Source organism: Aliiroseovarius marinus, from assembly GCF_050881025.1.
GTDB classification, from domain to species: Bacteria; Pseudomonadota; Alphaproteobacteria; order Rhodobacterales; family Rhodobacteraceae; genus Aliiroseovarius; species Aliiroseovarius marinus_A.
In genome coordinates this window covers 604,455-628,126 of the sequence record NZ_JBNNXQ010000002.1, presented here as the reverse complement: position 1 = coordinate 628,126, position 23,672 = coordinate 604,455, and the positions used below count along the sequence as shown (strand labels likewise).

At 60.3% G+C, this 23,672-nt stretch carries 26 protein-coding genes and 1 other RNA gene; 17 read left to right on the top strand and 10 right to left on the bottom strand.

Features of this window, described 5'->3' with window-relative positions:
* Positions 1 to 51: 51 nt before the first annotated feature.
* The 7 genes from ACRY08_RS08525 (at position 52) to rpmG (ending at position 4,564) form a co-directional block, all read left to right on the top strand.
* Positions 52 to 507, top strand: coding sequence for a nucleoside deaminase (locus ACRY08_RS08525; protein WP_432449482.1), 456 nt, complete (start codon positions 52 to 54; stop codon positions 505 to 507).
* Between the two features lie 85 nt (positions 508 to 592).
* On the top strand, positions 593 to 880 hold the full coding sequence (gene gatC, locus ACRY08_RS08520; RefSeq protein ID WP_163039324.1) for an Asp-tRNA(Asn)/Glu-tRNA(Gln) amidotransferase subunit GatC: 288 nt from the start codon (positions 593 to 595) through the stop codon (positions 878 to 880).
* Positions 880 to 2,361, top strand: a complete 1,482-nt coding sequence (gene gatA / locus ACRY08_RS08515; RefSeq protein WP_432449481.1) for an Asp-tRNA(Asn)/Glu-tRNA(Gln) amidotransferase subunit GatA — start codon at positions 880 to 882, stop codon at positions 2,359 to 2,361. Before gatC ends, gatA begins: the two co-directional genes overlap by 1 nt.
* Positions 2,362 to 2,401: 40 nt before the next feature.
* Positions 2,402 to 3,127, top strand: coding sequence for a hypothetical protein (locus ACRY08_RS08510; protein WP_432449480.1), 726 nt, complete (start codon positions 2,402 to 2,404; stop codon positions 3,125 to 3,127).
* Complete coding sequence (locus tag ACRY08_RS08505; RefSeq protein WP_432449479.1) at positions 3,128 to 3,793, top strand: N-acetylmuramoyl-L-alanine amidase; 666 nt, start codon at positions 3,128 to 3,130, stop codon at positions 3,791 to 3,793.
* A gap of 34 nt (positions 3,794 to 3,827) precedes the next feature.
* Positions 3,828 to 4,218, top strand: an RNA gene (gene rnpB, locus ACRY08_RS08500) — RNase P RNA component class A.
* A 178-nt stretch (positions 4,219 to 4,396) separates the two neighbouring features.
* Positions 4,397 to 4,564, top strand: a complete 168-nt coding sequence (gene rpmG / locus ACRY08_RS08495) for a 50S ribosomal protein L33 (protein ID WP_008034579.1) — start codon at positions 4,397 to 4,399, stop codon at positions 4,562 to 4,564.
* 71 nt (positions 4,565 to 4,635) lie between these two features.
* Here the strand turns inward: rpmG and ACRY08_RS08490 are convergent, their stop codons facing one another.
* The 3 genes from ACRY08_RS08490 to ACRY08_RS08480 all read right to left on the bottom strand — a co-directional run bounded on the left by ACRY08_RS08490 (position 4,636) and on the right by ACRY08_RS08480 (position 6,451).
* Positions 4,636 to 5,340: an SGNH/GDSL hydrolase family protein gene (locus ACRY08_RS08490; protein WP_432449478.1), complete on the bottom strand. Its 705-nt coding sequence runs from the start codon at positions 5,338 to 5,340 to the stop codon at positions 4,636 to 4,638.
* A 66-nt stretch (positions 5,341 to 5,406) separates the two neighbouring features.
* Positions 5,407 to 6,123 (bottom strand): Bax inhibitor-1/YccA family protein, encoded by a 717-nt coding sequence (locus ACRY08_RS08485; protein ID WP_432449477.1) that lies wholly within the window; start codon positions 6,121 to 6,123, stop codon positions 5,407 to 5,409.
* Positions 6,124 to 6,238: 115 nt separating this feature from the next.
* Positions 6,239 to 6,451 (bottom strand): DUF1127 domain-containing protein, encoded by a 213-nt coding sequence (locus ACRY08_RS08480; protein ID WP_432449476.1) that lies wholly within the window; start codon positions 6,449 to 6,451, stop codon positions 6,239 to 6,241.
* Between the two features lie 123 nt (positions 6,452 to 6,574).
* Here ACRY08_RS08480 and ACRY08_RS08475 point away from each other — a divergent pair, with 123 nt between their 5' ends.
* The gene (locus ACRY08_RS08475) at positions 6,575 to 7,429 is read left to right on the top strand and encodes a LysR family transcriptional regulator (RefSeq protein ID WP_432449475.1); all 855 of its coding nucleotides are present in this window, start codon (positions 6,575 to 6,577) and stop codon (positions 7,427 to 7,429) included.
* On the opposite strand, the gene ACRY08_RS08470 is transcribed toward ACRY08_RS08475, so the two are convergent.
* Entirely contained in the window at positions 7,426 to 8,397 is a 972-nt protein-coding gene (locus ACRY08_RS08470) for an NADPH:quinone oxidoreductase family protein (RefSeq protein ID WP_432449474.1), read from the bottom strand. The genes ACRY08_RS08475 and ACRY08_RS08470 overlap by 4 nt on opposite strands.
* 397 nt (positions 8,398 to 8,794) lie before the next feature.
* Between ACRY08_RS08470 and ACRY08_RS08465 the strand changes: the two genes are divergently transcribed.
* Together ACRY08_RS08465 and hisN are read left to right on the top strand one after the other, a co-directional pair.
* On the top strand, positions 8,795 to 9,163 hold the full coding sequence (locus ACRY08_RS08465) for a helix-turn-helix domain-containing protein (protein WP_432449473.1): 369 nt from the start codon (positions 8,795 to 8,797) through the stop codon (positions 9,161 to 9,163).
* Between the two features lie 178 nt (positions 9,164 to 9,341).
* Entirely contained in the window at positions 9,342 to 10,148 is an 807-nt protein-coding gene (gene hisN / locus ACRY08_RS08460) for a histidinol-phosphatase (protein WP_432449472.1), read from the top strand.
* Positions 10,149 to 10,250: 102 nt separating this feature from the next.
* Here hisN and guaD read toward each other — a convergent pair whose 3' ends face one another.
* Complete coding sequence (gene guaD / locus ACRY08_RS08455; RefSeq protein ID WP_432449471.1) at positions 10,251 to 11,546, bottom strand: guanine deaminase; 1,296 nt, start codon at positions 11,544 to 11,546, stop codon at positions 10,251 to 10,253.
* A 115-nt stretch (positions 11,547 to 11,661) separates the two neighbouring features.
* Between guaD and mgtE the strand changes: the two genes are divergently transcribed.
* Both mgtE and ACRY08_RS08445 read left to right on the top strand, forming a co-directional pair.
* Entirely contained in the window at positions 11,662 to 13,047 is a 1,386-nt protein-coding gene (mgtE, locus tag ACRY08_RS08450) for a magnesium transporter (protein WP_432449470.1), read from the top strand.
* 19 nt (positions 13,048 to 13,066) lie between these two features.
* Positions 13,067 to 13,627 carry a 5-formyltetrahydrofolate cyclo-ligase gene (locus ACRY08_RS08445; protein WP_432449469.1) on the top strand — a complete coding sequence of 187 codons (561 nt, stop codon included), beginning with the start codon at positions 13,067 to 13,069 and terminating at the stop codon, positions 13,625 to 13,627.
* Between the two features lie 46 nt (positions 13,628 to 13,673).
* On the opposite strand, the gene ACRY08_RS08440 is transcribed toward ACRY08_RS08445, so the two are convergent.
* Positions 13,674 to 14,990: a PepSY-associated TM helix domain-containing protein gene (locus ACRY08_RS08440; RefSeq protein ID WP_432449468.1), complete on the bottom strand. Its 1,317-nt coding sequence runs from the start codon at positions 14,988 to 14,990 to the stop codon at positions 13,674 to 13,676.
* 35 nt (positions 14,991 to 15,025) lie between these two features.
* Positions 15,026 to 15,394: a hypothetical protein gene (locus ACRY08_RS08435; RefSeq protein ID WP_432449467.1), complete on the bottom strand. Its 369-nt coding sequence runs from the start codon at positions 15,392 to 15,394 to the stop codon at positions 15,026 to 15,028.
* Between the two features lie 99 nt (positions 15,395 to 15,493).
* Here ACRY08_RS08435 and ACRY08_RS08430 point away from each other — a divergent pair, with 99 nt between their 5' ends.
* Together ACRY08_RS08430 and ACRY08_RS08425 are read left to right on the top strand one after the other, a co-directional pair.
* On the top strand, positions 15,494 to 16,333 hold the full coding sequence (locus ACRY08_RS08430; protein ID WP_432449466.1) for a TIGR00282 family metallophosphoesterase: 840 nt from the start codon (positions 15,494 to 15,496) through the stop codon (positions 16,331 to 16,333).
* A gap of 78 nt (positions 16,334 to 16,411) precedes the next feature.
* Positions 16,412 to 18,190, top strand: a complete 1,779-nt coding sequence (locus ACRY08_RS08425; RefSeq protein WP_432449465.1) for an SLC13 family permease — start codon at positions 16,412 to 16,414, stop codon at positions 18,188 to 18,190.
* Here the strand turns inward: ACRY08_RS08425 and ACRY08_RS08420 are convergent.
* Both ACRY08_RS08420 and ACRY08_RS08415 read right to left on the bottom strand, forming a co-directional pair.
* Positions 18,187 to 19,968, bottom strand: a complete 1,782-nt coding sequence (locus ACRY08_RS08420) for an SLC13 family permease (RefSeq protein WP_432449464.1) — start codon at positions 19,966 to 19,968, stop codon at positions 18,187 to 18,189. The two genes, ACRY08_RS08425 and ACRY08_RS08420, sit on opposite strands and share 4 nt — an antisense overlap.
* Positions 19,969 to 19,999: 31 nt before the next feature.
* Positions 20,000 to 20,593, bottom strand: coding sequence for a LysE family translocator (locus tag ACRY08_RS08415; RefSeq protein WP_432449463.1), 594 nt, complete (start codon positions 20,591 to 20,593; stop codon positions 20,000 to 20,002).
* Between the two features lie 72 nt (positions 20,594 to 20,665).
* Here ACRY08_RS08415 and ACRY08_RS08410 point away from each other — a divergent pair, with 72 nt between their 5' ends.
* Complete coding sequence (locus ACRY08_RS08410) at positions 20,666 to 21,118, top strand: Lrp/AsnC family transcriptional regulator (RefSeq protein WP_432449462.1); 453 nt, start codon at positions 20,666 to 20,668, stop codon at positions 21,116 to 21,118.
* A 93-nt stretch (positions 21,119 to 21,211) separates the two neighbouring features.
* Complete coding sequence (locus ACRY08_RS08405) at positions 21,212 to 21,952, top strand: YebC/PmpR family DNA-binding transcriptional regulator (RefSeq protein ID WP_432449461.1); 741 nt, start codon at positions 21,212 to 21,214, stop codon at positions 21,950 to 21,952.
* Positions 21,953 to 22,020: 68 nt separating this feature from the next.
* Here ACRY08_RS08405 and ACRY08_RS08400 read toward each other — a convergent pair whose 3' ends face one another.
* Entirely contained in the window at positions 22,021 to 22,617 is a 597-nt protein-coding gene (locus ACRY08_RS08400; protein WP_432449460.1) for a c-type cytochrome, read from the bottom strand.
* 126 nt (positions 22,618 to 22,743) lie between these two features.
* Between ACRY08_RS08400 and ACRY08_RS08395 the strand changes: the two genes are divergently transcribed.
* Positions 22,744 to 23,652, top strand: coding sequence for a DMT family transporter (locus tag ACRY08_RS08395; RefSeq protein ID WP_432449459.1), 909 nt, complete (start codon positions 22,744 to 22,746; stop codon positions 23,650 to 23,652).
* Positions 23,653 to 23,672: the final 20 nt, after the last annotated feature.

Here is a 23,672-nt window from a genome sequence, read left to right as displayed (position 1 = left end):
GCGCGAAAGGGGAAGCCTTGGCAAGCGCCTGATTGGCGGGCATGAAGGGGCATGAGCCAGTTTACAAGCCACATGGACACAGCCCTGTCTGAAGCCCGCGCCGCCGCCGCGCGTGGCGAAGTGCCTGTGGGCGCGGTGCTGGTGGCACCCGATGGCAGGATCGTGGCGCAGGCAGGCAACCGCACCCGAGAGCTGTCAGACCCCACCGCGCATGCAGAAATTCTGGTGATCCGCGCGGGCTGCGCCGCTGCCGGATCGGAACGGCTGCCGGGCTATGACCTCTACGTCACGCTGGAGCCTTGCCCGATGTGCGCCACCGCGATCTCTGCGGCGCGTATCCGGCGGGTGTACTATGGGGCGGCGGACCCAAAATCAGGCGGTGTCGCCCAAGGTCCGCGCATCTTCAGCCATCCGCAATGCCACCATGTGCCCGAGGTCTATGACGGGATCGCGGCAGGCGAGGCGGAAGAGCTGCTCAGGTCCTTTTTTGCGGCGAAGCGCAGCTGACAGCGCGCATCCCTTGCGGGTCTTCCCTGTGCAGGGTAAACGACATGCCAAACGCATCTGGGCGAAACACATCCGGAGAGACCTCATGTCGATCGATATCGAAACCGCGCGCAAGGTTGCGCATCTGGCCCGCATCAAGGTCGAAGACGACCGCTTGCCAGAGCTGGCCGAAAACTTCAACGCGATCCTTGGCTTTATCGAGCAGTTGAACGAGGTGGATGTCGAAGGTGTCGAGCCGATGACATCAGTCACGCCCATGCGCCTGAAACGCCGCGAAGATGTGGTGACCGATGGCGATATGCCTGAAAAAATTCTGTCCAACGCGCCTGACGCGCGCGAAGGCTTCTTTGCCGTGCCGAAGGTGGTGGAATAATGACTGATCTGAACAAATTGACCATTGCTGATGCCCGTGATGCGCTGCGCAAGGGCGACGTGACCTCGGCTGAAATCACCGACGCCTGCCTGACCGAGATAGAAGGCGCCGGTGCGCTGGGCGCATTTGTGCACAACACGCCTGATCTGGCCCGCGAGCAGGCGAAAGCCGCTGACGCGCGTCTTCAGGCTGGCGATGCGCCCGATATGTGCGGCATTCCGCTGGGCATCAAGGACCTCTTTTGCACCAAGGGTGTGCCAAGTCAGGCGGCGTCAAAAATCCTCGACGGTTTCACACCGGAATACGAATCGACCGTCAGCCAGAACCTGCTGGACGCGGGCACCGTCATGCTGGGCAAGCTCAACATGGACGAATTTGCCATGGGCTCGTCGAACGAGACATCGGTTTACGGCAACGCGGTGAACCCGTGGAAAGTGGACGACCGCCAACTGACGCCGGGTGGTTCATCGGGTGGGTCGGCCTCGGCTGTGGCCGCTGACCTGTGCCTCGCGGCCACCGGCACCGATACGGGCGGCTCGATCCGCCAGCCTGCGGCCTTCACCGGCATCACCGGCATCAAGCCCACCTATGGGCGGTGTTCGCGTTGGGGTGTCGTGGCCTTTGCCTCGTCGTTGGATCAGGCCGGGCCGATGACCAAATCGGTGCGCGATGCAGCGATCATGCTGGAAGCCATGTGTGGCCATGACGCCAAGGATTCGACCAGCGCCGATATTCCGGTGCCGAATTTCGAGGCCATGCTGACCGGTGACATCAAGGGCAAGAAGATCGGTATCCCCAAAGAATACCACATGGACGGCATGCCCGCCGAGATCGAAAAGCTCTGGGCTGATGGTGCCGACATGCTGCGGGATGCAGGGGCCGAGATTGTCGATATCTCGCTGCCGCACACCAAATACGCGCTGCCTGCATATTATGTGATTGCACCGGCCGAGGCATCGTCGAACCTTGCCCGCTATGACGGTGTGAAATACGGCCACCGCGCCAAGCTGGAAGCGGGTGACGGCATCAACGAGATGTACGAGAAAACCCGCGCGGAAGGCTTCGGTGACGAGGTGCAGCGCCGCGTGATGGTTGGCACCTATGTGCTGTCGGCAGGTTTCTACGACGCCTATTACAACCGCGCCCGTCGCGTGCGTGCGCTGATCAAGAAAGACTTCGACGATGTGTTTGCCACGGGCGTCGATGCGATCCTGACCCCGGCCACGCCCTCGGCCGCTTTTGGTCTGGGCGAGATGGAAAATGCGGACCCGGTGAAAATGTACCTCAATGACGTCTTCACCGTGACCGTGAACCTTGCGGGCCTGCCCGGCATCTCGATCCCTGCTGGGATGGATGCCCAAGGCTTGCCGCTTGGCCTGCAGCTGATTGGCCGCCCATGGGAAGAAGGCGATTTGCTGAATATCGCCCATGAGGTCGAAGCACGCGCGGGCTTTGTGGCGAAGCCTGCGAAATGGTGGTAAGTCCCACGACAGAAATGATCACAGCGTAAGAGAGCACAAGATGCGCATTCTGCCCGGTTTGGCCCTATTGACCCTTGTGGCGGCATGCGCTTCGCCAACCGTTCCAGACAGCGGCGCGCCGCAATCGCTGCCCGATGGGGCGGTGGCGGTACCAGCGGACAATCAACCGCTCTCGGCGATGATCGAAGGCAGCTCGGTTGAAAGCCAGCCGCTGGATGCCGTGCCCGCGTCCTCGGCGCCGATACAGGCAAATGGGCTGTCTGACGAGCAGAGTTTTGACGCGGTGTCTTCGCGTGTCAGCATCGAAGGGGATGCGGCGCGGCTGGAACAGTACCGCCAGTCTTATCAGCAAGTTCAACCCACGGCGGTCCCCGAGCGCCCGAAGGGAAGCTCGGTGTCGGTTGTGCAATATGCATTGTCGACCACCAACGCGGTGGGGCAGTCGATCTATACGCGGTCCTCCTTGTCCGGGGCCAAACGGGCGGCGCGCAATTGCGCCCGCTATTCCTCGGCTGACTTTGCACAGATCGCTTTTCTTGAGGCCGGTGGCCCAAAACGGGACAAACACGGGATTGATCCCGACGGGGACGGCTTTGCCTGTGGCTGGAACCCGGCCCCGTTCCGTGCGGCACGCGGTGGTGCCGTGTCTAAACCTGTGGTGGAAGACAGCGGCGTCAGTGCCGCCGACCTGCAGGCGCTGGGCATTCAGACGGGCAGCAGTGCGCAACCCTTGCCGCCAGCTGATTTGAACATCTCGACCGAGTAAATGCGGCCCATTCCGCATCCCTCTCCGAATTTTGGTCCGCGCCGGGACGGGCTGACGCCATCGTTGATCGTCCTGCATTATACTGCCATGGCCGACCCGATGGAGGCGCTGGATCGGCTGTCTTCCCCGGAGTTTGAAGTCTCTGCGCATTACCTGATCCATCGTGACGGGCGGCTCTTCCAACTGGTGGATGAAGATATGCGCGCTTGGCACGCGGGTGCAGGAACGTGGGGGGGGCTGGACGACATCAATTCCCGCTCGATCGGGATCGAGATCGACAATGACGGGGCGTCTCCTTTCTCGGAGCCGCAAATGTCAGCGCTGGAAGCGCTCTTGCCCGCGATCATGACCCGCTGGGATATCCTGCCTGGGGGCGTGATCGGCCATAGCGATATGGCGCCGGGGCGCAAAACTGATCCGGGGCCTCGGTTTGACTGGGCCAGGCTGGCCCGCCAAGGGCTGTGCGTCCCTTCAGGCAATGCTCACCCCCCGAAACACCCCACTGAGGCGGAGTTTCGTGCCCGTGCCATCGCCGCTGGCTATGCCGACGCCGCCGATGACGCAACACTGCTGAACGCTGTCCGCCTTCGTCACCGCCCATGGGCAACCGGGCCGCTTTGCTCGGAAGACTTCACTGCCTTTCCCGACAGATCGCGAACGACTTGACGCCTGCAAACCGTCTGTCTAAGCCGGGTCATGCGCGGATGGCTGGATGACCGCGGGTGACTGTCGAGGCTTGCTTCGGCGTGACGCGAGGAAAGTCCGGACTCCACAAGACAACGGTGCCGGGTAACGCCCGGCCGGGGAAACCCGAGGGATAGCGCCACAGAGAACAGACAGCCTGCGCCTGCGCGGGTTATGGTGAAACGGTGGGGTAAGAGCCCACCGCGCTTCTGGCAACAGCGGCGGCACGGCAAGCCCCACCGGGAGCAATGCCTAATAGGGATCGCGCGGGGGCAACCCCAGGGGCGTCTTGGCCTAAGCAGATCCGGGTTGGCAGCTTGAACCTGTTGGCAACAGCAGGTCTAGAAGAATGGTCATCCATGGTGGCAACACCGGGACAGAATCCGGCTTACAGGCCGTCCGCGCATATATCTTCGCCCCCGCGGCAAGCCCTTCGCGTTTGTGAAAGCGTGGTTGCCTGAGGCTTTCTTCAGCCGTCGCATAGTTTTTCCCCTTTGGCTGTTGACTCGGGGGCCAATGGCGCTAAAAGGCGGGTTCCAGAGATTTACCCGGGCGGCATGCGCCCGCCCGATAGGAGCTGTTGTTATGGCGAAGCCGACCACGATCAAGATCCGCCTGAACTCGACCGCGGATACCGGCCACTTCTATGTGACCAAGAAAAATGCCCGCACCATGACCGAAAAGATGGTTGTCAAAAAGTACGACCCGGTTGTGCGCAAGCATGTTGAATACAAGGAAGGCAAGATCAAGTAAGATCGCCTGACTTCGATTTGAAAAGGCCGCGCCATCGGGTGCGGCCTTTTTCGTTTGGGGTCTGTTTCGTTTCAGCGATGCAGAATCTGCGCGGCCACTTTTTTGCCGATCAGGTGATACGCGTTCGGGCCGGGATGAAAGCCGTCCTCGGCCATCATCTGTGGGGTCAGCGGCACGTCAAAGGGCATGTAGTCGACGCCCATAGACGCAGCCTGTCGAGCCAGCGCGTGGTCAAACCGACGCGCCTGCAGGCCAAGCAGCCATCGCAGCGGGTTGGGCAAAAGCGGAAACTTGTCGATCGGGGGAATGCCGGTGGCAATCACGCGTTTCGCGCCCCAGTCTTCAAACAGCCGCCTGTATAGCTCTGCCCTGTGATGCAGCAGCCGTTTCAGGGGTATCTGGCTGGTCACGTCATTCACGCCCAGAACAACCAGGGCCACATCCGTGTCCTGAACATCCTGTGCGCGCAGAAGTGGCAAGGTGGTGCGTGTGGTCGATCCGGTGCGCGCCACCAAACGCCAGCTGACCCGATACGATTCTGCCAATGCCTGCGTCAGCTGGCCTGACAACGCCTCTCTCTGACGCGGCGCGCCCACACCTGCGGCAGAGCTGTCCCCGACAATCAGCAAGTGAAGATCAGGCCCGGATCCAAGAACCCCATGCCGGTGGCCGGGCGGCTCCGACAGGCTTGTCGCGTTCTTGCGCGCTTTCAGGGCCTGCGGGGTGAGCTGTGGGCTGATAAGATGTTTTGAACGGGTTTCAAGAACAACAAGCATGAGTCACCGGGTCAAAAAAAAGGGGCCGGTCGCGTGGACCGGCCCCGTCAGCTCAATACGCTTCAATCACTCGCGATTGCCAAGGAACTGAAGCAGGAACATGAACAGGTTGATGAAGTCCAGATACAGGTTCAGCGCACCCATGATCGCGGATTTCGCCAGCCATTCGCTGTCCATGGCATGTGCATGCGCGATATAGTCGGTCTTGATCTTTTGCGTGTCATAGGCGGTGAGGCCTGCAAAAATCAGAACACCAATCACCGAAATGGCAAAGTGCACCATCGACGAGCCGATGAAGATGTTCACGATCGAGGCGATGATGATGCCGATCAGGCCCATGATCAGGAAAGCCCCCATCGGTCCAAGGTCGCGCTTGGTGGTGTAGCCATAAAGGCTGAGACCCGCGAAGGCGATGGCGGTGATCAGGAAAGTGTTGGCAATAGACATGCCGGTGAACACCACAAAGATGTAGCTGATCGAAACGCCCATCACGGCCGAGAACGTATAGAAAAACAGCTGTGCGCCGGCGGCGGACAGGCGGTTGATCATCGCGCCGAAGGCGAAAACCATGATCAGGGGGGCAAACATCACGATATAGCGGGTGAAGCCGGTGAACAGCGTCTCCATCATCGCGGCGTTGTTGCCAACGGCCCAAGCGGCCGCGAAGGTCAGCAAAAGACCAACGGACATGGTGCCGTATACTTTGTTCATATGGGCGCGCAGCCCTTCGTCGATCGCGGCCTGCGTACCTACGCCAGTGCGGATCGTGTCAAACTCAGCCATTGAGACCTCCAAGCAAACATTTTTTGGCCGCTCCCAAATGAAAACCGCCCTTAGCCGTAATATCGGCAAGGGTGGCATGATTTTCAAGAGTTGAAACGTGGGTTCTTGAACCTGTTCAGTGGGTCCAATGCGCGGGCACGTCCCAGATCGGGCGATTTACTTCGCGCTGAGCCTGGGCTTCGGTCAGGCCAATATCTTCCAGCCGCTTTGAATCCAGCTGCGACAGGGCCACGCGTTCGCGGTGTGTTTCCCAGACGTGTACCAGCCAAGCTAGGGGCGAGACGTGGCGTTTGGCGGCGGGGGCGTTGGTGCAGGTTACTGCGGTCATCTCGACTCTCCTTCGTGATTTCGATGGTTGAAGCGTATTGCATCAATTTCTGTGATCGTTATGCTTGGTCGGGCTGGATAAGTAAAATGAATGTTTTTGGGTTAATTCATCACGAGGTGTGATATGCCGAGAAATCTGGACCTGACCGCTCTGCGCAGCTTTGCCACTGTGGCCGACGCAGGCGGGGTGACGCGCGCGGCGGGGCTGCTGCACCTGACGCAATCGGCCGTGTCGATGCAATTGAAGCGACTCGAGGAAAGCTTGGGCCGTCCGCTTCTGGATCGCTCCGGACGCGGAGTGTCTCTGACGGCGGATGGCGAACAGCTTCTGGGCTATGCGCGTCGGATCTTACGTCTGAATGACGAGGTCTATTCGCGTCTGACCGATCAGGCCTATGAGGGAGAGGTGGTTCTGGGCGTGCCCGCTGATGTCGTCTATCCGGCGATTCCGAAGGTGTTGCGCCGATTTCACGCCGAATACCCGCGGATGCGCGTGCAGCTGATTTCGTCATATACAAGCCGTTTGAAATCCATGTATGCGCGCGGCGAATGCGATATCATCCTGACCACCGAAGACGAGATGGACGCAGGTGGTGAAACCCTGACTGCCTTGCCTTTGGTCTGGGTGGGTGCGCCGGGCGGTCAAGCGTGGCGCGATCGCCCATTGCGTCTGGCCTTTGAGCATAACTGCATCTTCCGCAAGGGCGTTCAGGAGGCATTGGACGAAGCCGGGATTGCTTGGGAAATGGGTGTGGAAAGCGATTCGACCCGCACGATCGAGGCATCTCTGTCCGCTGATCTGGCCGTTCACGCGGTCATCGAAGGCACGTCACAGCGTTACCTTGAAGTGGTTGACCACGGTGGGGCGCTGCCCGAGCTGGCCGTCACGCGGGTCAATATGTACGCAGCAAAAAGCAATGGCGGGCAGGCCGTTCAGGACCTGCTGGACATGATCCGCCATGCATTTGACGAACTTTAAGGGCTGGGGTCCATCGTGACCACAACCTTGCCCGTGGATTTTCGGTCGCGCAGCAGGGCCAAGGCCTCGTCTGCGCGATCCAGTGGCAGGGTGTGGCTGACATGCGGTCGGATTTTGCCGGCGCTGTACCAGTCCAGAAGCCTGCGCAGGCTGTCGGTCAGAACTTCGGGTTTGAACGCCAAATACCCGCCCCAGTAAAGCCCGATGGCGGTGATGTTCTTGACCAGCATGTGATTGGGTTTCAACGTCGGTAAATCGCCCGACGCGAAACCGATATACAAAAAGCGCCCATCTGGATTGGTGGCGCGGAAGGCGGCCTCGCCCTGTTCGCCCCCAACCGCATCGTAAACCACATCCGCACCTCCCAGAGATTTCACGACCTCGCGGATATCTTCGCAGGTGCTGTCAATGACGTGGTCCGCGCCCGCGTCGCGGCAGACCTGCAGCTTGTCGGCGCCGCGTGCGCAGGCGATAACCCGCGCGCCCATCACCTTGCCGATCTCGACCGCGGTCAGGCCGACACCCCCGGCAGCCCCCAGAACCAGCAAGGTCTCTCCGGGTTGCAGCCGCGCCTTATAGTCCAGCGCAACATGGCTGGTCCCATAGGCGATCTGGAAGGCGGCCGCCTCTTCGAAGCTCATATTGTCGGGCAGGGGCAGGCAGCGATCAGCAGAAAACACCCCCTGTTCGGCCAGTCCGTCGCGGCCTGAAAACACCACCACACGCGTGCCGGGCGCGGGGCCATCTGTCTGTGGCCCAATCGCCCGCACGATGCCCGCGGGTTCCATACCCAACGCAAAGGGAGGCGTCGGTGTGTCTTGATATTTGCCGCGCATCATCAGCAAATCGGCGAAGTTCAGGCCGCAGGCATGGATGTCTATCAGGGCTTCACCTGTGCCGGGCGTTGGCACCGGCACGTCACACAGGCCAGGTTTTTCGTCGAAAGAGGTGATTCGATAGGACTTCATCTGATCTTCCTTTGGGCTGGGCCAATATGTGTCGGGTCCTTGGCGCATGTCAGGTCAGATGCGCAGCAAACGTTTGAACTGATTTAGGGTAAGAACGGGTGGGATGCCAAGGTGAACATGTCTTGATATTCACCTGTTCAGGATTCGCCCGCACGTTGTGTCGGCTTTCGGCCTTTGCATTTTGCAATGCAAATTGAGCGAAACAGCCTGTGGTTGACCTTTCCGCCCCTCCAATCGGTTATGCGACTCTGGTGTTTGGCGCCCGGAAACGGCTAATTATTTGATTTATAAAAATAGTTTATCTGGGCGAGTTTCTGCCTAAAAAGACAGGTTGAGGTTGTGGCCTCGGACATGCTTCTTCTTTGTGCTAGAGATTGTGGTAACGAGGAGCTTGTCGATGAAACACCCTGTGGATGTTCATGTCGGAAAACGAATTCGCCATCGCCGTTGGATGGTTGGTATGACCCAACAGCAACTGGCAGAAAAAGTTGGAATCAAGTTCCAGCAGATCCAGAAATACGAAACAGGCATGAACCGTGTCTCGGCATCGCGCCTTTGGGATGTGGCTGCCGCTCTTTCGGTGCCGGTCAGTTTCTTCTTCGAAGGTCTGGATAAGCCCAGCTCGGCAGAGGCGGAAGCATCCGTGCCGGGTGACATTCTTGCGGACAAAGAAGCTCTTGAGCTGGTGCGCAGCTATTATGCCATTCCCGAAAACCAACGTCGTCGCTTGTTCGAATTGGCGCGCGTCTTGTCAGACGCTGCCTAAAGCGTTTCGAGATTAAGCCCGATCACACCTTAATTTCGAAACGTCCACGACATTGGTAGATTCCGCGCGTTTCGACTTATTGTCGTGCCTCAACAATACGCCGACACGCTTTAAGCGGGCTTGACCGCGTTTCAACCTGCCTGTTACCCGCTATCTGGGCAACAGGCAGGAGCGCAAGATGAGCCGTAAGATCAGCACAGAAGAACAGCGTTTGCTGGCAGATGTGGCCTGCGCCATGGCGGATGCCGCGCGTGCGGCTATTCTTCCTTTCTTTCGCAGTGCAGGACTTGGCGCGGACAACAAGCTTGAAAGCGGCTTTGATCCGGTGACCGAGGCTGACCGCGCTGCCGAACGCGCCATGCGCGCGGTTCTGGCCGCGCGCCGCCCTGACGATGGCATCTTTGGCGAGGAATATGGCCGCCAAGAGGGGCAGTCGGGGCTTGTCTGGGTACTTGATCCCATCGACGGAACGCGCGCGTTTCTTGCGGGCACGCCCACTTGGGGTGTGCTGATTGCGGTGGGGGATGAAACCGGGCCCAAGCTTGGCATGATCGACCAGCCGTATATCGGCGAGCGCTTTATGGGCGGATTTGGTGCGGCTTGGTTGGATGGGCCGCAGGGGCGGCGGGATTTGGCCACCTCTGACACCGAGCTCCTGGGTGACGCGATCCTGTTCACGACCTTCCCCGAAGTGGGCAGCGCCGAAGAAGGGGCCGCATTTCAGGACTTGTCCAGACAGGTGAAGCTGACCCGCTACGGCATGGACTGCTATGCCTATGGGCTGGTGGCGTCAGGGCAGGTGGATCTTGTGGTCGAGGCTGGCCTGAATGCCTATGACATTCAGGGGCCGCTTGCAGTGATCGAGGCCGCCGGTGGTGTGGTCACGGATTGGCAAGGCGGACCTGCGCATAACGGGGGCCGGGTGATCGCGGCTGCCAATGCGCAGATACATGAAAAGGCCCTGACCGTTCTTTCGAAAGCCTGATCTCCCGCCCCATTACCTGTCTGCGACAGGCGCAGGGTTGGGGGTGGCGCGCGCTTCGCGCGCGCGGGCGTCAGCGAATATGAGCAGAACCTGTTTTTGCCCTTACCGCAACTTGCGCCCCGCGGCCCAGACCGCAGAGATGGCCCGGTCATCCCCCATCATGATGGTCGGGAACAGGACCTCCCAGATATCTTCCCCCCGGGCTGCGCGTTGGGCGATGGCGGGGGTCGAGCCAAGATCGACAGCGATGATGTCGGCCTCAAATCCGGGGGCAAGCTGCCCAATTCGATCCCCTAGATGCAGGGCATTGGCAGACCCTGCCGTGGCCAGCCACCACAATTGCGCGGGATGCAGGGCTGTGCCCGAAAGCTGGCCGACCTCATAGGCTGCAGCCATTGTGCGCAACATTGAAAAGCTGGACCCGCCGCCCGTATCCGTTGCCAAACCAACCCGGTGCCCCTGTTTCATCAGCCCGTCCATATCAAACAGACCAGAGCCGATGAACATGTTGGATGTCGGGCAATGGATCAGACTCGCATCCAATTCCTTCAACCGGTCGCGTTCGCGTTCTGTCAGGTGAATTGCATGCCCCATCAACGCGCCTTTTTTCGCCAGCCCGAACCGTTCGTATACGTCGAGATAGTCGCGCGCCTCCGGGAACAGATCCGCAACCCAGGCAATCTCTTCGTGCTGCTCGCTGATATGCGTTTGCATCAGAAGCTCGGGGTATTCGGCCCATAGGCTGCCCAATGCGTCAAGCTGCTCGGGCGTCGAGGTCGGTGCAAAGCGCGGTGTGATCACGTAAGACAAGCGATCCTGCCCGTGCCAGCGGCCAATCAGCGCCTTGCTGTCGTCATAGGCGCTTTGTGCGCTGTCGCGCAGGGCGTCAGGTGCATTGCGATCCATACAGGTTTTGCCGCCCAACGCACGCAAACCGCGCGCTTGTGCGGCGGTGAAATAGGCGTCAACGCTTTCGGGGTGAATGGTGCAATAGCTGACCGTTGTGGTGGTGCCCGCCGCCGTCACCAGATCGAAATAGGTGTCGGCAATCTGCATTGCATGATCGGGGTCTTCAAAGCGGCTTTCTTCTGGGAAGGTGTAGCTGTTCAACCAATCAATCAGCCGCTTGCCCCAGGACGCGATGATCGCGGTTTGCGGGTAGTGAACATGGGCGTCCACAAAACCTGGCGACAACAGCGCGTCACCCATGTCGGTGATCTGTGCGCTCGTATATTTGCGGCGCAGCGCGTCTGCGTCTCCAACCTCGACGATCATTCCGTCCTGCACGGCGACGGCCCCTTTTGGGGTGTGACGCGCGGCTTGTTCCGGGGGGGCGTCAAAGGGGGATTGGTCAAATTGCAGGACCTGTCCAAGAAGTAGTTCCACCTGTGCCTCCATGATTGCCGCCGACCAGACTATGGCGCGAAATTCACCTGTTCAATGTCTTTCTCCCGGTTCCCATGCCGCCCCCCTTGCCCTATGGTCGGGCAGAGCCGAAAGCGGAGGGTGTGCGATGCTGGATGATCAACATTTCGATGACACGCCCGAAGAAGGGGATTACGAGCTGGATCGCGAAACCTTTGGCCCGGTGCGCCGGGCGCTGGAAGCCGAAGACGCGCCCGCCCTTCACGCGCTTCTGGACCCGCTTCACGCCGCCGACATCGCCGACCTTGTTGAACAGCTTCCCGAAGATGATCGCGAGGTGTTTGTGCGTCTTTACGGCGCGGAATTCGACGGCGAGGTCCTGTCGGAACTGGACGAAGGCCTGCGCGAAGACGTGGTCGATGCGATGGAGCCTTCGGTTCTGGCAGAGGCTGTGCGCGAACTGGAAACCGACGACGTCGTTGACCTGATCGAGGATCTGGACGCCCCGCAGACGGCGGCAATTCTGCAGGCGCTTGACGATGACGACCGGGTGGTGGTCGAACAATCACTGACCTATCCCGAGGACTCTGCCGGCCGTTTGATGCAGCGCGAGCTGGTGGTGGCGCCGGATCACTGGAATGTTGGCCAGACCATTGATTTCCTGCGCGCGCAGGACGACCTGCCAGAACAATTTTACCACGTGATCCTTGTTGATCCACGCATGAGGCCAACCGGCTATGTCACGCTGGGTCGCCTGATGGGCAGCGCGCGTGAAATCGCGATGACAGAGATCACGGAAGACAGTTTTCGCTCCATTCCCGTCCTGCAGGACGAGGGCGAGGTCGCCTATGCCTTCAACCAGTATCACCTGATTTCAGCCCCGGTGGTCGATGCGGATGAGCGCCTTGTGGGTGTGATCACCATCGACGATGCCATGGCCATTCTGGACGAAGAACACGAAGAAGACATTCTGCGTCTGGCCGGTGTGGGCGAGGAAAGCTCGCTGTCAGACAAGATCGTCGATACGACCAAGCGGCGCTTTCCATGGCTGGCCGTAAACCTTGTGACCTCGATCCTGGCCTCGCTGGTCATCGCGCAGTTTGACGAGGTGATCGCACAGTTCGTGGCGCTGGCGGTCTTGATGCCCATCGTCGCCTCGATGGGCGGGAACGCCGGCACGCAGTCGTTGACCGTGGCGGTGCGCGCGATTGCCACGAAAGACCTGACCTCGGCCAACCTGTGGCGGGTGATCCGGCGCGAGGCGGCGGTGGGGCTGGTCAATGGGGTGATCTTTGCGGTCGTCATGGGCGTGGTGGGCGTGATCTGGTTCGGCACGCCTTTGCTGGGTGTCGTGATCGGCGTCGCCATGGTCGTGAACCTTGTGATCGCGGGTCTGGCGGGCGTGATAATCCCGGTGGTGCTGGAGCGTCTTGATATTGACCCCGCACTGGCGTCCGGGGCGTTTGTCACCACTGTGACGGATGTCGTGGGCTTTTTCGCCTTTCTTGGCCTTGCGGCCATGATGCTGATCTGACGACCAAGTGGATGACACGATGACCGATCTGACCGCCCACAAAGCGGCTGCCCGCAAGGCGGCCTTTGCCCGCCGAAAAGAGGCCCATTCCGAAACCCGGTCGGCGCTGGGCGTGGCACATCTGATTTCCATCCTCACCGAACACAAAGGCAAACCCATTGCGGGCTATGTGCCGATCCGGACCGAGATCAATCCGCTGCCCGCCATGGCCGCCATGGCCGCGTGGTCGACCATCGGCGTGCCCTATATTCAGGGCGAAGGGCAAGCGCTGAAATTTGCGGGTTGGCGGCCAGACAGCGACATGGTGGACGGCCCCTTTGGGGCGCAGGTGCCAGCGACGCTCGAATTCATCACACCAGAGGTGGTTGTGGTGCCCTTGGTGGCGTTTGATCGCAAAGGTGGCCGTCTTGGCTATGGCGGCGGGTTCTATGATCGTACGCTCGAAGCCCTGCGCGCGGCGCGTCCAACCTTGGCAATCGGATATGCCTACGGGGCGCAAGAAGCCGAGGCACTGCCGCTGGAACCAACCGACCAGCCCTTGGACGCCATTGTGACCGATGAAGGGGTGATCTGGTTTTAATGCCTGATGTGTCCGGGCCCACCTCTTGGGGCAGGCCCGGTGTTATTCATTCAGCCGGGTGGGCGTCTTGGCCGCGGAACCAGCCGAGGCGACGGAACAACAGCCAGTCCAGCAGCAGCGCCAAAAGCAGGCTTGCCCCCATCAGCGGCAGGATGAACATCAGAAGGATCACCGTCACCCCCATGCCCCAGCCAAGGCTGGCATCGGGTGCGCGCGGCACGCCCAGTTCACCTGCCGGGCGGCGTTTCCACCACGCCACGAAACCGGACACGGCCAGCACCACGCCAAGCACAGCCGCCAGCGTGTTCAGCGCAAGGTTCAGCGGGCCAAACAGCTCTCCCTGATGCAGGCTGATGCCATAGGACACGGTCTTGGCGACAATCGGATTTTCGCTGAACTCGATGCGCTTCAGAACCGCGCCGGAATACTGATCCACAAGAATCTCGGTCTGCTCTGCACGGTGGCGCGAGGCCGAGCGCATCCAGTAAGCAGCATCCGGTTTGCGGGGCGGCTTCACCTCGATGGGTGACACAAGACCTTGCTCCCACCCCAGCGCGATCACCTGCTCCAGTGGGATCGTGTCACCGCTGTCCGTTGTGGATTTCGGCTTGCGCCCGCCAAAACGTAGCGACACCGTTTCTTGCCCGGTCTGCTTTTGCACATAGCTCAGGCCACCGCCCCAGACATCCGTCCACGGCAGGCCGGAAATCAGAAGCGGCGTGATCAACACGGCCGCCAGCATGCCGGTGAACATATGCGTTTCACGCCACCAGGCCCGTCCGGGCGAACGCGGCAAGGCCACTGCATCGCGCAGGCTGCGCTGCCCGCGCGGCCACCACAGGATGATCCCGGTGATCATCATCACGATGGCCCAATGGGCAGCAAGCTCGACGAATTTCGTGCCGATCTTGCCGCCCAGAAGCTCTCCGTGGAACTTCTTGACCATGCGCATGAACAGCCGATCGCGCGGGACCGAAGCCAGAACCTCGCCCGTATAGGGATCAACCCAGGCGACCGAGCGGGTGTTTTCGCCGTTGTTATACTCGATCATGGTGGATCGCGTGGGGTCGTCATGCACCGTGACCATGCGCAGGCGCTTCATGCCCTGCGCCTCTGTCAGGGCGTCGATTTGTGCCGCATAGCTTAATGCGGGGCCGGTCACCTCGACATGGGTGCGGTCGGCATAGAGCCAGCTTTCGATTTGCGGTTTGTAAAGGTAAAGCCCGCCGGAAAGCGATAGGATCAACATGAAGGGCAGCACGTAAAGCGCGGCCAGAAAATGCCATTTCCATACGAGCCGATAGAAGGCGCCACCCGAAACGGGCGCGCGCGCGGCCGGGGCCGCGGTGTTTGTAAGTGTCATTGATTTGTCCTTGAAAGTCTGAGGTTTAGCGTTGGTCAGACGGTCAGGAGTGGCGGCGCACGGGCCGGTTTGCGCAGCCGAAAGGGCGGCTCTGTGCGCGGGGTTTGTTCAAAGAGCCCCGCAGATTGTGCGTGATTGCGTGCCAGAACCTGCCACAGGGGCAGATATGCGGGTCCGGCCAGAATGATATGGCCCAGAACGCACGGGGCTGGTTCCGCCTCATCGTGAGTTTCCACCGGGTTGCCTTCGGCATCGATCTGGATGGTCACCATCCCGTCGCCGGTACAAAGAACCACGGTTTGCAGCTCGCCCAGCACCAGCATCTGCACAGCGGATCCGACCTTGGGGATCACAATCCCAAGGCACAGGGCAGTGGTCAGAAGGATGCGTACAAATGGCGCCATGCGGTTTGGCTATCGCAGGTTGCATCATGGTGCCACAGTTTTCTGCGCAACCGACGCAGGGTCTTGCCCTTTTGCAGCGACCGCCCTAGGGCTACCTGCATGAAAATACTCTTTCTTGGTGATATCATGGGGCGCGCCGGGCGGCGGGCTGTGGCGGATCGGCTCAAGGGGCTGCGTGAAGACTGGAAGCTGGATTTCGTCGTGGCCAACGGCGAGAACGCGACCAGCGGGCACGGGCTGAATGCGGCCCATGCCAAGGGGCTGCTAGACGCCGGTGTCGATGTGATCACCCTGGGTGATCACGCGTTTGATCAGCGCGAGATGCTCAGCTATTGCGAGACTGAAAAACGCATCATCCGCCCGCTGAATTTTGCCAAAGATTGCCCCGGTGTCGGGGCCCGCGTGTTTATCGATGCGCGTGGTCGCAAGATCCTTGTCACGCAGGTGTTGGGACAGGTGTTCATGAAGCGCGCCTTTGACGATCCGTTTTCAGCCGTGGATCAGGTGCTCAAACGGCACAGGTTGGGCGGGGCCGTTCAGGCGGCGCTGGTCGACATGCATTGCGAAGCCACCTCGGAAAAAATGGGCATGGGGCATTGGTGTGACGGGCGCGCCAGCGTGGTCGTGGGCACCCATACCCATGTGCCAACAGGCGACGCGCAGATCCTGTCAAAAGGCACGGCTTACCTGACCGATGCCGGCATGTGCGGTGACTATGACAGCGTGATCGGCATGCAAAAAGAAGAGCCGATGCGCCGGTTTGTGACCGGCATGGTCAAGGGGCGGTTTTCACCCGCCGAGGGTGAAGCCACCCTGTCGGGCCTTTATGTCGAGACCGATGATCGCACCGGTCACGCCACCCGCGTCGAGATGGTGCGCAACGGCGGCCGCCTTCAACATGCAGCCCCACATTCATCCCCACATTCATCCCCCGTGTGACCCCATCTTGAAAACCACGCTTGCTCAATGCGTGTTCGCGGGGCAAAACTGAACAAAAGAACAGGACAGGGGCTGTACATGGGCATTTTCGAGTTGGGCCAGACCGCACAGGCGGTGCTGTCGCTTTTGATCGTCGCGGGCATGTTCGTCATGTTTCTGCGCGAAAGCTTTCCGACCGAAGTTGTTGCGATCACAGGCCTGTCGCTGATGCTGTTCACCGGCATATTGGACTACGAAACTGCGCTGTCCGTCCTGTCCAACCCGGCCCCTTGGACCATTGCTGCGATGTTCATCGTGATGGGGGCCTTGGTGCGCACCGGTGCGTTGCAATGGTTCACGCAAATCGCCGAAAAGCAGGCCGAACAAAGTCCGCTCAAAGCGCTGTCTGCATTGATGGGCTTTGTGGTCGTGTCCTCGGCCGTGGTGTCCAACACCCCCGTTGTGGTGGTGATGATCCCGGTTTTCGTTCAGCTGGCGAAAAAAATCGGCACGTCAGCATCAAAACTGCTGATCCCGCTGAGCTACGGCGCCATTTTGGGGGGCACTCTGACGCTGATCGGCACTTCGACCAACCTGCTTGTGGATGGTGTGGCGCGCGACGGCGGGCTTGAGCCCTTCTCGATTTTCGAGGTCACGCCGCTGGGCATTGTTCTGGTCGGATGGGGCATGATCTATCTCTATTTCATCGCGCCAAAAATCCTGCCTGACCGCGACAGCATGGCCTCGCTTTTGTCGGACCGGTCGCGCAAAAAGTTCTTCACCGAGGCCGTGATCCCGCCCGAAAGCAACCTGATTGGCCGCGAGGTGACAGGGGTGCAGCTGTTCAAGCGTGAAGGCGTGCGCCTGATCGACGTGATCCGCGGCGATGCCTCGCTGCGTCGTGATCTGACGGGGGTGACATTGCAGGTTGGTGACCGCGTGGTTTTGCGTACGGCAATGACCGAGCTGTTGAGCCTGCAGCGCAACAAAAGCCTCAAACGCGTGGATCAGGTGTCGGCAGTCGAAACCTCGACCGTCGAGGTTCTGATTTCGCCGGGCTGTAAGATGGTTGGCAAGCAGCTGGGCAAAATGCGCCTGCGCCGCCGGTATGGTGTGTATCCGCTGGCCGTGCACCGCAAGAACCAGAATATCGGGCGCCAGCTTGATACGTTGGTGGTGCGCGTTGGTGACACGCTTTTGCTTGAGGGGGCGCCCGAAGACATTCAGCGTCTGGCGCAGGATATGGACCTTGTGGATGTCACAGCCCCGTCGGACCGCGAGTTCCGCCGTGGTCACGCCCCCATTGCCATCGGTGCCCTGATCGCGCTTGTTGCGCTGGCGGGCCTTGGTGTTGCGCCCATTTTCCTGTTGGCCGTGCTGGCGGTGGCCGTGGTTTTGGTCACGCGCTGTATCGATGCGGACGAGGCCTTTGGCGCCGTGGATGGGCGCCTTTTGGTGCTGATCTTTTCAATGCTGGGCATTGGGGCTGCGTTGGAAAGCTCGGGCGCTGTCGCTTTGATTGCGCAAGGCATCGCGCCTGCATTGGGCAAGCTTCCCCCGTTCCTGATCATCTGGGCAATTTACCTGCTGACCTCGGTCCTGACCGAGCTTGTGTCAAACAACGCCGTTGCCGTGGTTGTCACACCCATTGCCATTGGTCTTGCCAACGCGCTGGGTCTGGACCCACGCCCCCTTGTGGTGGCTGTGATGGTGGCCGCTTCGGCCAGTTTCGCCACGCCGATTGGTTATCAGACGAACACGCTGGTCTATGGTCCGGGCGGCTACAAGTTCTCAGATTTCCTGAAAGTGGGTGTGCCGCTGAACCTGTCGGTTGGCATCCTTGCCTCGGCGCTGATCCCGTTCTTCTGGCCGCTTTAAAGCGGCCAGAAAACCAAAATGGCCGGGATCGAAACGGCAACCACAAGAATTTCCAGCGGCAGCCCCATGCGCCAGTAATCGCCAAAGCGATACCCGCCGGGGCCAAGGATCAACGTGTTGTTCTTGTGGCCGATGGGCGTCAGGAAAGCACAGGACGCCGCGATGGCCACCGCCATGAGAAACGGGTCCGGGTTCTTGCCAAGCGCGTGGGCCATCTGGATGCCGACCGGTGCGGCCACGATGGTGGTCGCCGTGTTGTTTAACACATCAGACAGGGTCATGGTCACGATCATCAGCACGGTCAGCACGGCCCATGCCGGCAGGCCTTCGGTCAGCCCGACGAGAGCGCCCGCAATCAACTCGGTGCCGCCTGAGTTTTCCAGCGCCGCCCCTAGTGGGATCATCGACCCGAGTAGCACCACGACGGGCCAGTTGATATGCGTGTAAAGCTCGTTCACCGGCATGATCTTGGCAAGCACATAGCCCACGACAACCAGCCCAAGCGCGACCGGCAGGTAGACCAGCCCGAAACTGGCCGCGGCCACCGCGGCGGCAAACATGCCGATGGCAAGCCAGACCTTCTCGTCTCGTGTCACGGTCAGCCCGCGTTCGGCCAGTGGCAGGCAGCCCAGCCATTCCGTCACATCGGCTTCGGCCCCCTGCGGCACCAAAAGCAGCAGAATGTCGCCAGGGTGCACATCCGTTTTACGCACCTGTTGGGTGATCGTCTTACCGGAGCGCGAAATGCCCAGAAGCACGGATCGCTGTCGCCAGTTCAGGCCAATGGATTGCGCGGTCTTCCCTGCGATACGGGCATTGTCGGGCACCACGACCTCGATCTTGGACAGACCCTCGCCATCGGCTTTCAGCTTTTCTTCGCGCGGGGCGTCGGCGAAAGACAAGCCCAATGCCGTGCGAAATTCATCCAGCGCTTCGGGCGTGGCTTCAAGCACAAGCGCATCGTCCGCCTGCAGTTTTGTGCCGCGCTGCGTGCCATAGCGCCGCTTGCCGTCACGCACCAATCCAAGGATGGCGACATCATTTTTCTCGGCGCTCTCCAGCAGATCTTTCAGGCGTTTGCCAATGTGTTTGGAGCCGTCGGGCACGGTCAGCTCTGCCACGTAGTGACCGAAATCATCCATTGGGTCTGCGCCGTCCTGGGCACCTGTGGATTGGGGGATCAGCCGCCACCCGATCAGCGCCACGAAGATCAGACCGGCAATGGCCGTCACCCCGCCAACCGGGGCGAAGTCGAACATTTTAAACGGCGCGCCAAGGGCGTCTTCGCGGATTGAGGCGATGATGATATTGGGTGGGGTGCCGATCAGCGTGACCATGCCGCCAAGGATGGTGGCAAAGGACAGGGGCATCAGGCTCAGGCTCACCGGGCGGCCGGCTTTGCGCGCGGTTTGAATGTCGACGGGCATCAGCAGGGCCAGTGCCGCCACGTTGTTCATGAAGGCCGACAACACGCCGCCCACAGCCCCCATCAGCGCGATATGCGCGCCCAGCGACCGCGAGGCATCCACCAGCGTGCGGGTGATCAGAAAAACGGCGCCTGAGCGGACAAGGCCAGCCGACACCACCAACACCAGCGCCACCACCAGCGTGGCGGGGTGGCCGAAGCCCGAAAAGGCCTCTTTCGTGGGCACAACGCCCAGCACGACCCCAAGCATAAGGGCGGAAAAGGCCACGATATCATAGCGAAAGCGGCCCCAAAGCAGCAAGCCGAACACGGCGCCGAACAGCGAAAAGAGAATGATTTGATCTGTTGTCATGCCCAAGGCTTACCCCGTAGGGGCTGGCGCGTCACCCGTAGATTACGGGGAAAAGCGTGGCAACAAGCAGCAGCGCCATGGTGATGTTGAACACCTTCAGGCGCGTTGGGTTGGTCAGGATCACGCGAATTTTCTGCCCCAAGATCGTCCATGTCGACACCGATGGCAGGTTCACCGCTCCAAAGATTACGGCGACCAGAAAGACCGCCCCCATATCTCGCGTCGGCGCATAGGCGCTGATCGCGGTCAGCGCCATCGCCCAGGCTTTGGGATTCACCCATTGAAACGCCGACGCCTGCAGAAATGTCATCGGCGAACCGCCCGCCTTTCCCGTGCCGGGCTCAGAGGCGCGCGCGATCTTCCACGCAAGCCAGAGCAAATACACCACGCTGCCGGCCTTCAGCATTGTGTAGCTGACCGGGTAGAGGTCAAAAAGCTGCATCAGGCCCGCGCCGACCAGCACAACCATGAAAACGAAACCAATGGCCACACCCAGCATATGTGGGATTGTACGCGCAAAGCCGAAATTGGCCCCCGATGCCATGAGCATAAGGTTGTTGGGCCCCGGTGTGATGGACGAGACAAAGGCGAAGGCGACAAGCGCAAGAAGAATATCAACAGACATTCGTTGATTATTGCGCTTCTTTTCCGTGATGAGATTGCAAACTTGCCTGAAAATCGATTAAATCTGCAACAAATGGCGAAGATTGATCCGATAAATCAGCGAATATTGCATGAGCTATCGCAAGATGGCCGGTTGCCCAATACCGAATTGGCCGATCGGGTGGGGTTGTCGCCCTCGGCCTGCCTGAGGCGTGTGCAGGAGCTGGAGCGGCAGGGTGTGATCACCGGCTATCGCGCGGTGCTGGATCCCGTCTCGATGGGGATCGGTTTTGTGGCTTATGTGACTGTCGGTCTAAACGATCACACCAAAGAAGCGCAGGAAGGGTTCGAACGGGCAGTGGCGCGGTTTGACGAGGTGCGCGAGTGTCACAACATCACCGGCACCGTGGAGTATCTTCTGCGGGTCGAAGCCAGCGACCTGATCGCCTACAAGCGGTTTCATACGGATAAGCTGGGCACGCTTCCGCAAGTGCATCAGCTGGTCACTCACGTTGTCATGGGCTCACCCAAGGATGATCGCGCCTGACACGGGTGGTAATCAATCCGGCCCGGCCCCCTTGCCCCTTGTCGTGCCCATGGGCTATTGAACCCCGAACGAAGGAATTAGTCGGAGGTCGCCATGGCTGGCCACTCAAAATGGGCAAACATCCAGCACCGTAAAGGTCGTCAGGACAAGCTGCGCTCGAAACTGTTTTCGAAACTCGCCAAAGAGATCACCGTGGCCGCCAAAATGGGCGACCCGGACCCCGACAAGAACCCGCGTTTGCGTCTGGCCGTGAAAGAGGCGAAATCGCAGTCGGTCCCGAAGGATGTGATCGAACGCGCGATCAAGAAATCGCAAGGTGGCGACGCCGAAAACTATGACGAAATCCGTTACGAGGGTTATGGCCCCAATGGGGTTGCCGTCATCGTCGAAACCATGACCGACAACAAGAACCGCACCGCGTCGACCGTGCGCTCGACCTTCACGAAGAACGGCGGCAATCTGGGCGAAACCGGGTCCGTGGGCTTCATGTTCGATCGCAAGGGCGAGGTGATCTACCCGGCCTCTGTCGGCGACGAAGATGCCGTGATGGAGGCCGCCATCGAGGCGGGGGCCGAGGATTGTGAAAGCGATGAAAACAGCCATCGCATCACCTGTGCGGACACCGACTTGAATGAAGTTTCCACTGCGTTGGAAGCGGCGCTGGGCGAATCTGAATCGACCAAGCTGATCTGGCAACCCAACATCACGACAGAGCTGGATCTTGAGAACATGCAAAAGCTGATGAAGCTGGTGGATGCGCTTGAGGATGATGACGACGTGCAGCGCGTGACCACCAACTTCGAGGCCTCGGACGAGGTTCTGGCGCAGCTTTAAGCTTTGCGCGTCAGGCTCTGAGCGACATTTGAAAGCCCCGGCCTTTGGCTGGGGCTTTTATCTGCGTGTTACTCTTCCACCAAACCGCTGACGTAAAGCGCCACGGCGTTCAGCTCCAGCTCGGTCAGGTTCTTGGCGATCGAATGCATGATCGCGCTGTCATTGGTGCGCGTGCCATCGACGAAGGCGGTGAGCTGCTCGATCACATAATGGCGGTGCTGGCCGGCAAGGCGCGGCAGGTTTTCGTCGCCTGCGGCGAAGGCGCCATGGCAATCGGCGCAGGGGGGGATTTGCGTGTATTCATTGCCTTCGTGATAGATGTAGTACCCCACCGCTTCGAGCGCGCGTTTTGACGTGCGCACCCGGTGTTTTTCGGCCGGTTGTGCAGCATAAAAATCGGCAAGCGCTGCGATCTGCGCGTCGGTCAGCTCCTCGGCCATGCCGTTCATGATATCGCTGACCCGGCTGCCGTCGCGAAAGTTCTTAAGCTGCTTTTCGATGTAGTTCCGGTTCTGCGCAGCAAGGCGCGGATAGGTGCGCGATGACGCGTCGCCCGTGTCCCCATGGCAATGGGCGCAGACATCCTGCATCAGTGCACTCACATCTTCGGCCTGCGCGCTGTGGCCCAGCATCAGGGCGGTGATCAGGATGGCGGGCAGTCGCATGGTGGCTCTCCTTCGTCACGTCGGGGGCAGGGTAGCAATTTCCGCCAGCGCGCAGAGACCGCAAATTGCCACACCCCGCACAAGCAAAGGCTTGCGCTTGCAGCCCGTCTGGGGTCATGTCGCCGGATGAATACAGCTCAGCCTCAAGACCAACGCCCCCTTCACGGTATCCTTTGGATGCTGGCCGCAGGTCTGTTCTTTGTGGGGCTGAATGTGTTGGTGAAATATGTCGGGCAGACCATGCCGTCGTCACAGGCTGCGTTCTTGCGGTTTCTGTTTGGGCTTATCTTCGTGATGCCCGCGCTTGTGCGCCTGCCACGCGCCAGTTTTGGGGCGCAGATATGGAAGCTTTTCGCCATGCGCGGTGTCGTGCATGTGGGCGCGGTGCTGTGTTGGTTTTACGCCATGACCCAGATCACCATCGCCGAGGTGACCGCGATGAATTACCTCAACCCGATTTATGTCATGCTGGGCGCGGCGCTGTTTCTGGGCGAGACGTTTTCGATCCGGCGCATGATGGCGGTTGGGGTGGCGTTTCTGGGGGTCATGGTGGTCCTGCGTCCGGGGTTGAGGGAACTGGGCAGCGGCCATCTGGCCATGGTCTTTGCGGCGATTTTTCTGGGGGCGTCTTACCTGCTTGCCAAGCGCCTGTCTCGCGACGCATCTGCTGCCCAGGTGGTGGCCATGATGTCCGTGACCGTGACCATTGGCCTTGCCCCGATTGCGTGGACCGTTTGGCAGCCCGTCAATCTGGAGCAACTGGGCTGGATGGTGCTGGTCGCCTTTTTTGCCACGGCAGGACATTATGCGATGTCGCGCGCCTTTGCCGAGGCGCCGGTGTCGGTCACACAGCCCGTCGCCTTTCTGCAAATCATCTGGGCGGCGGCCATTGGCGCGCTGTTGTTTGGCGAGCCGGTCGATTTGTGGGTGATGATTGGAGCCGGGATGATCATGGCCTCCGTCACCTATATCACCTGGCGCGAGACGGTGTTGAAACGCCGCGTGACGCCTAATCCGAACGAGCCGAAAACGTAAAAGGGCGCCCGTCACGGACG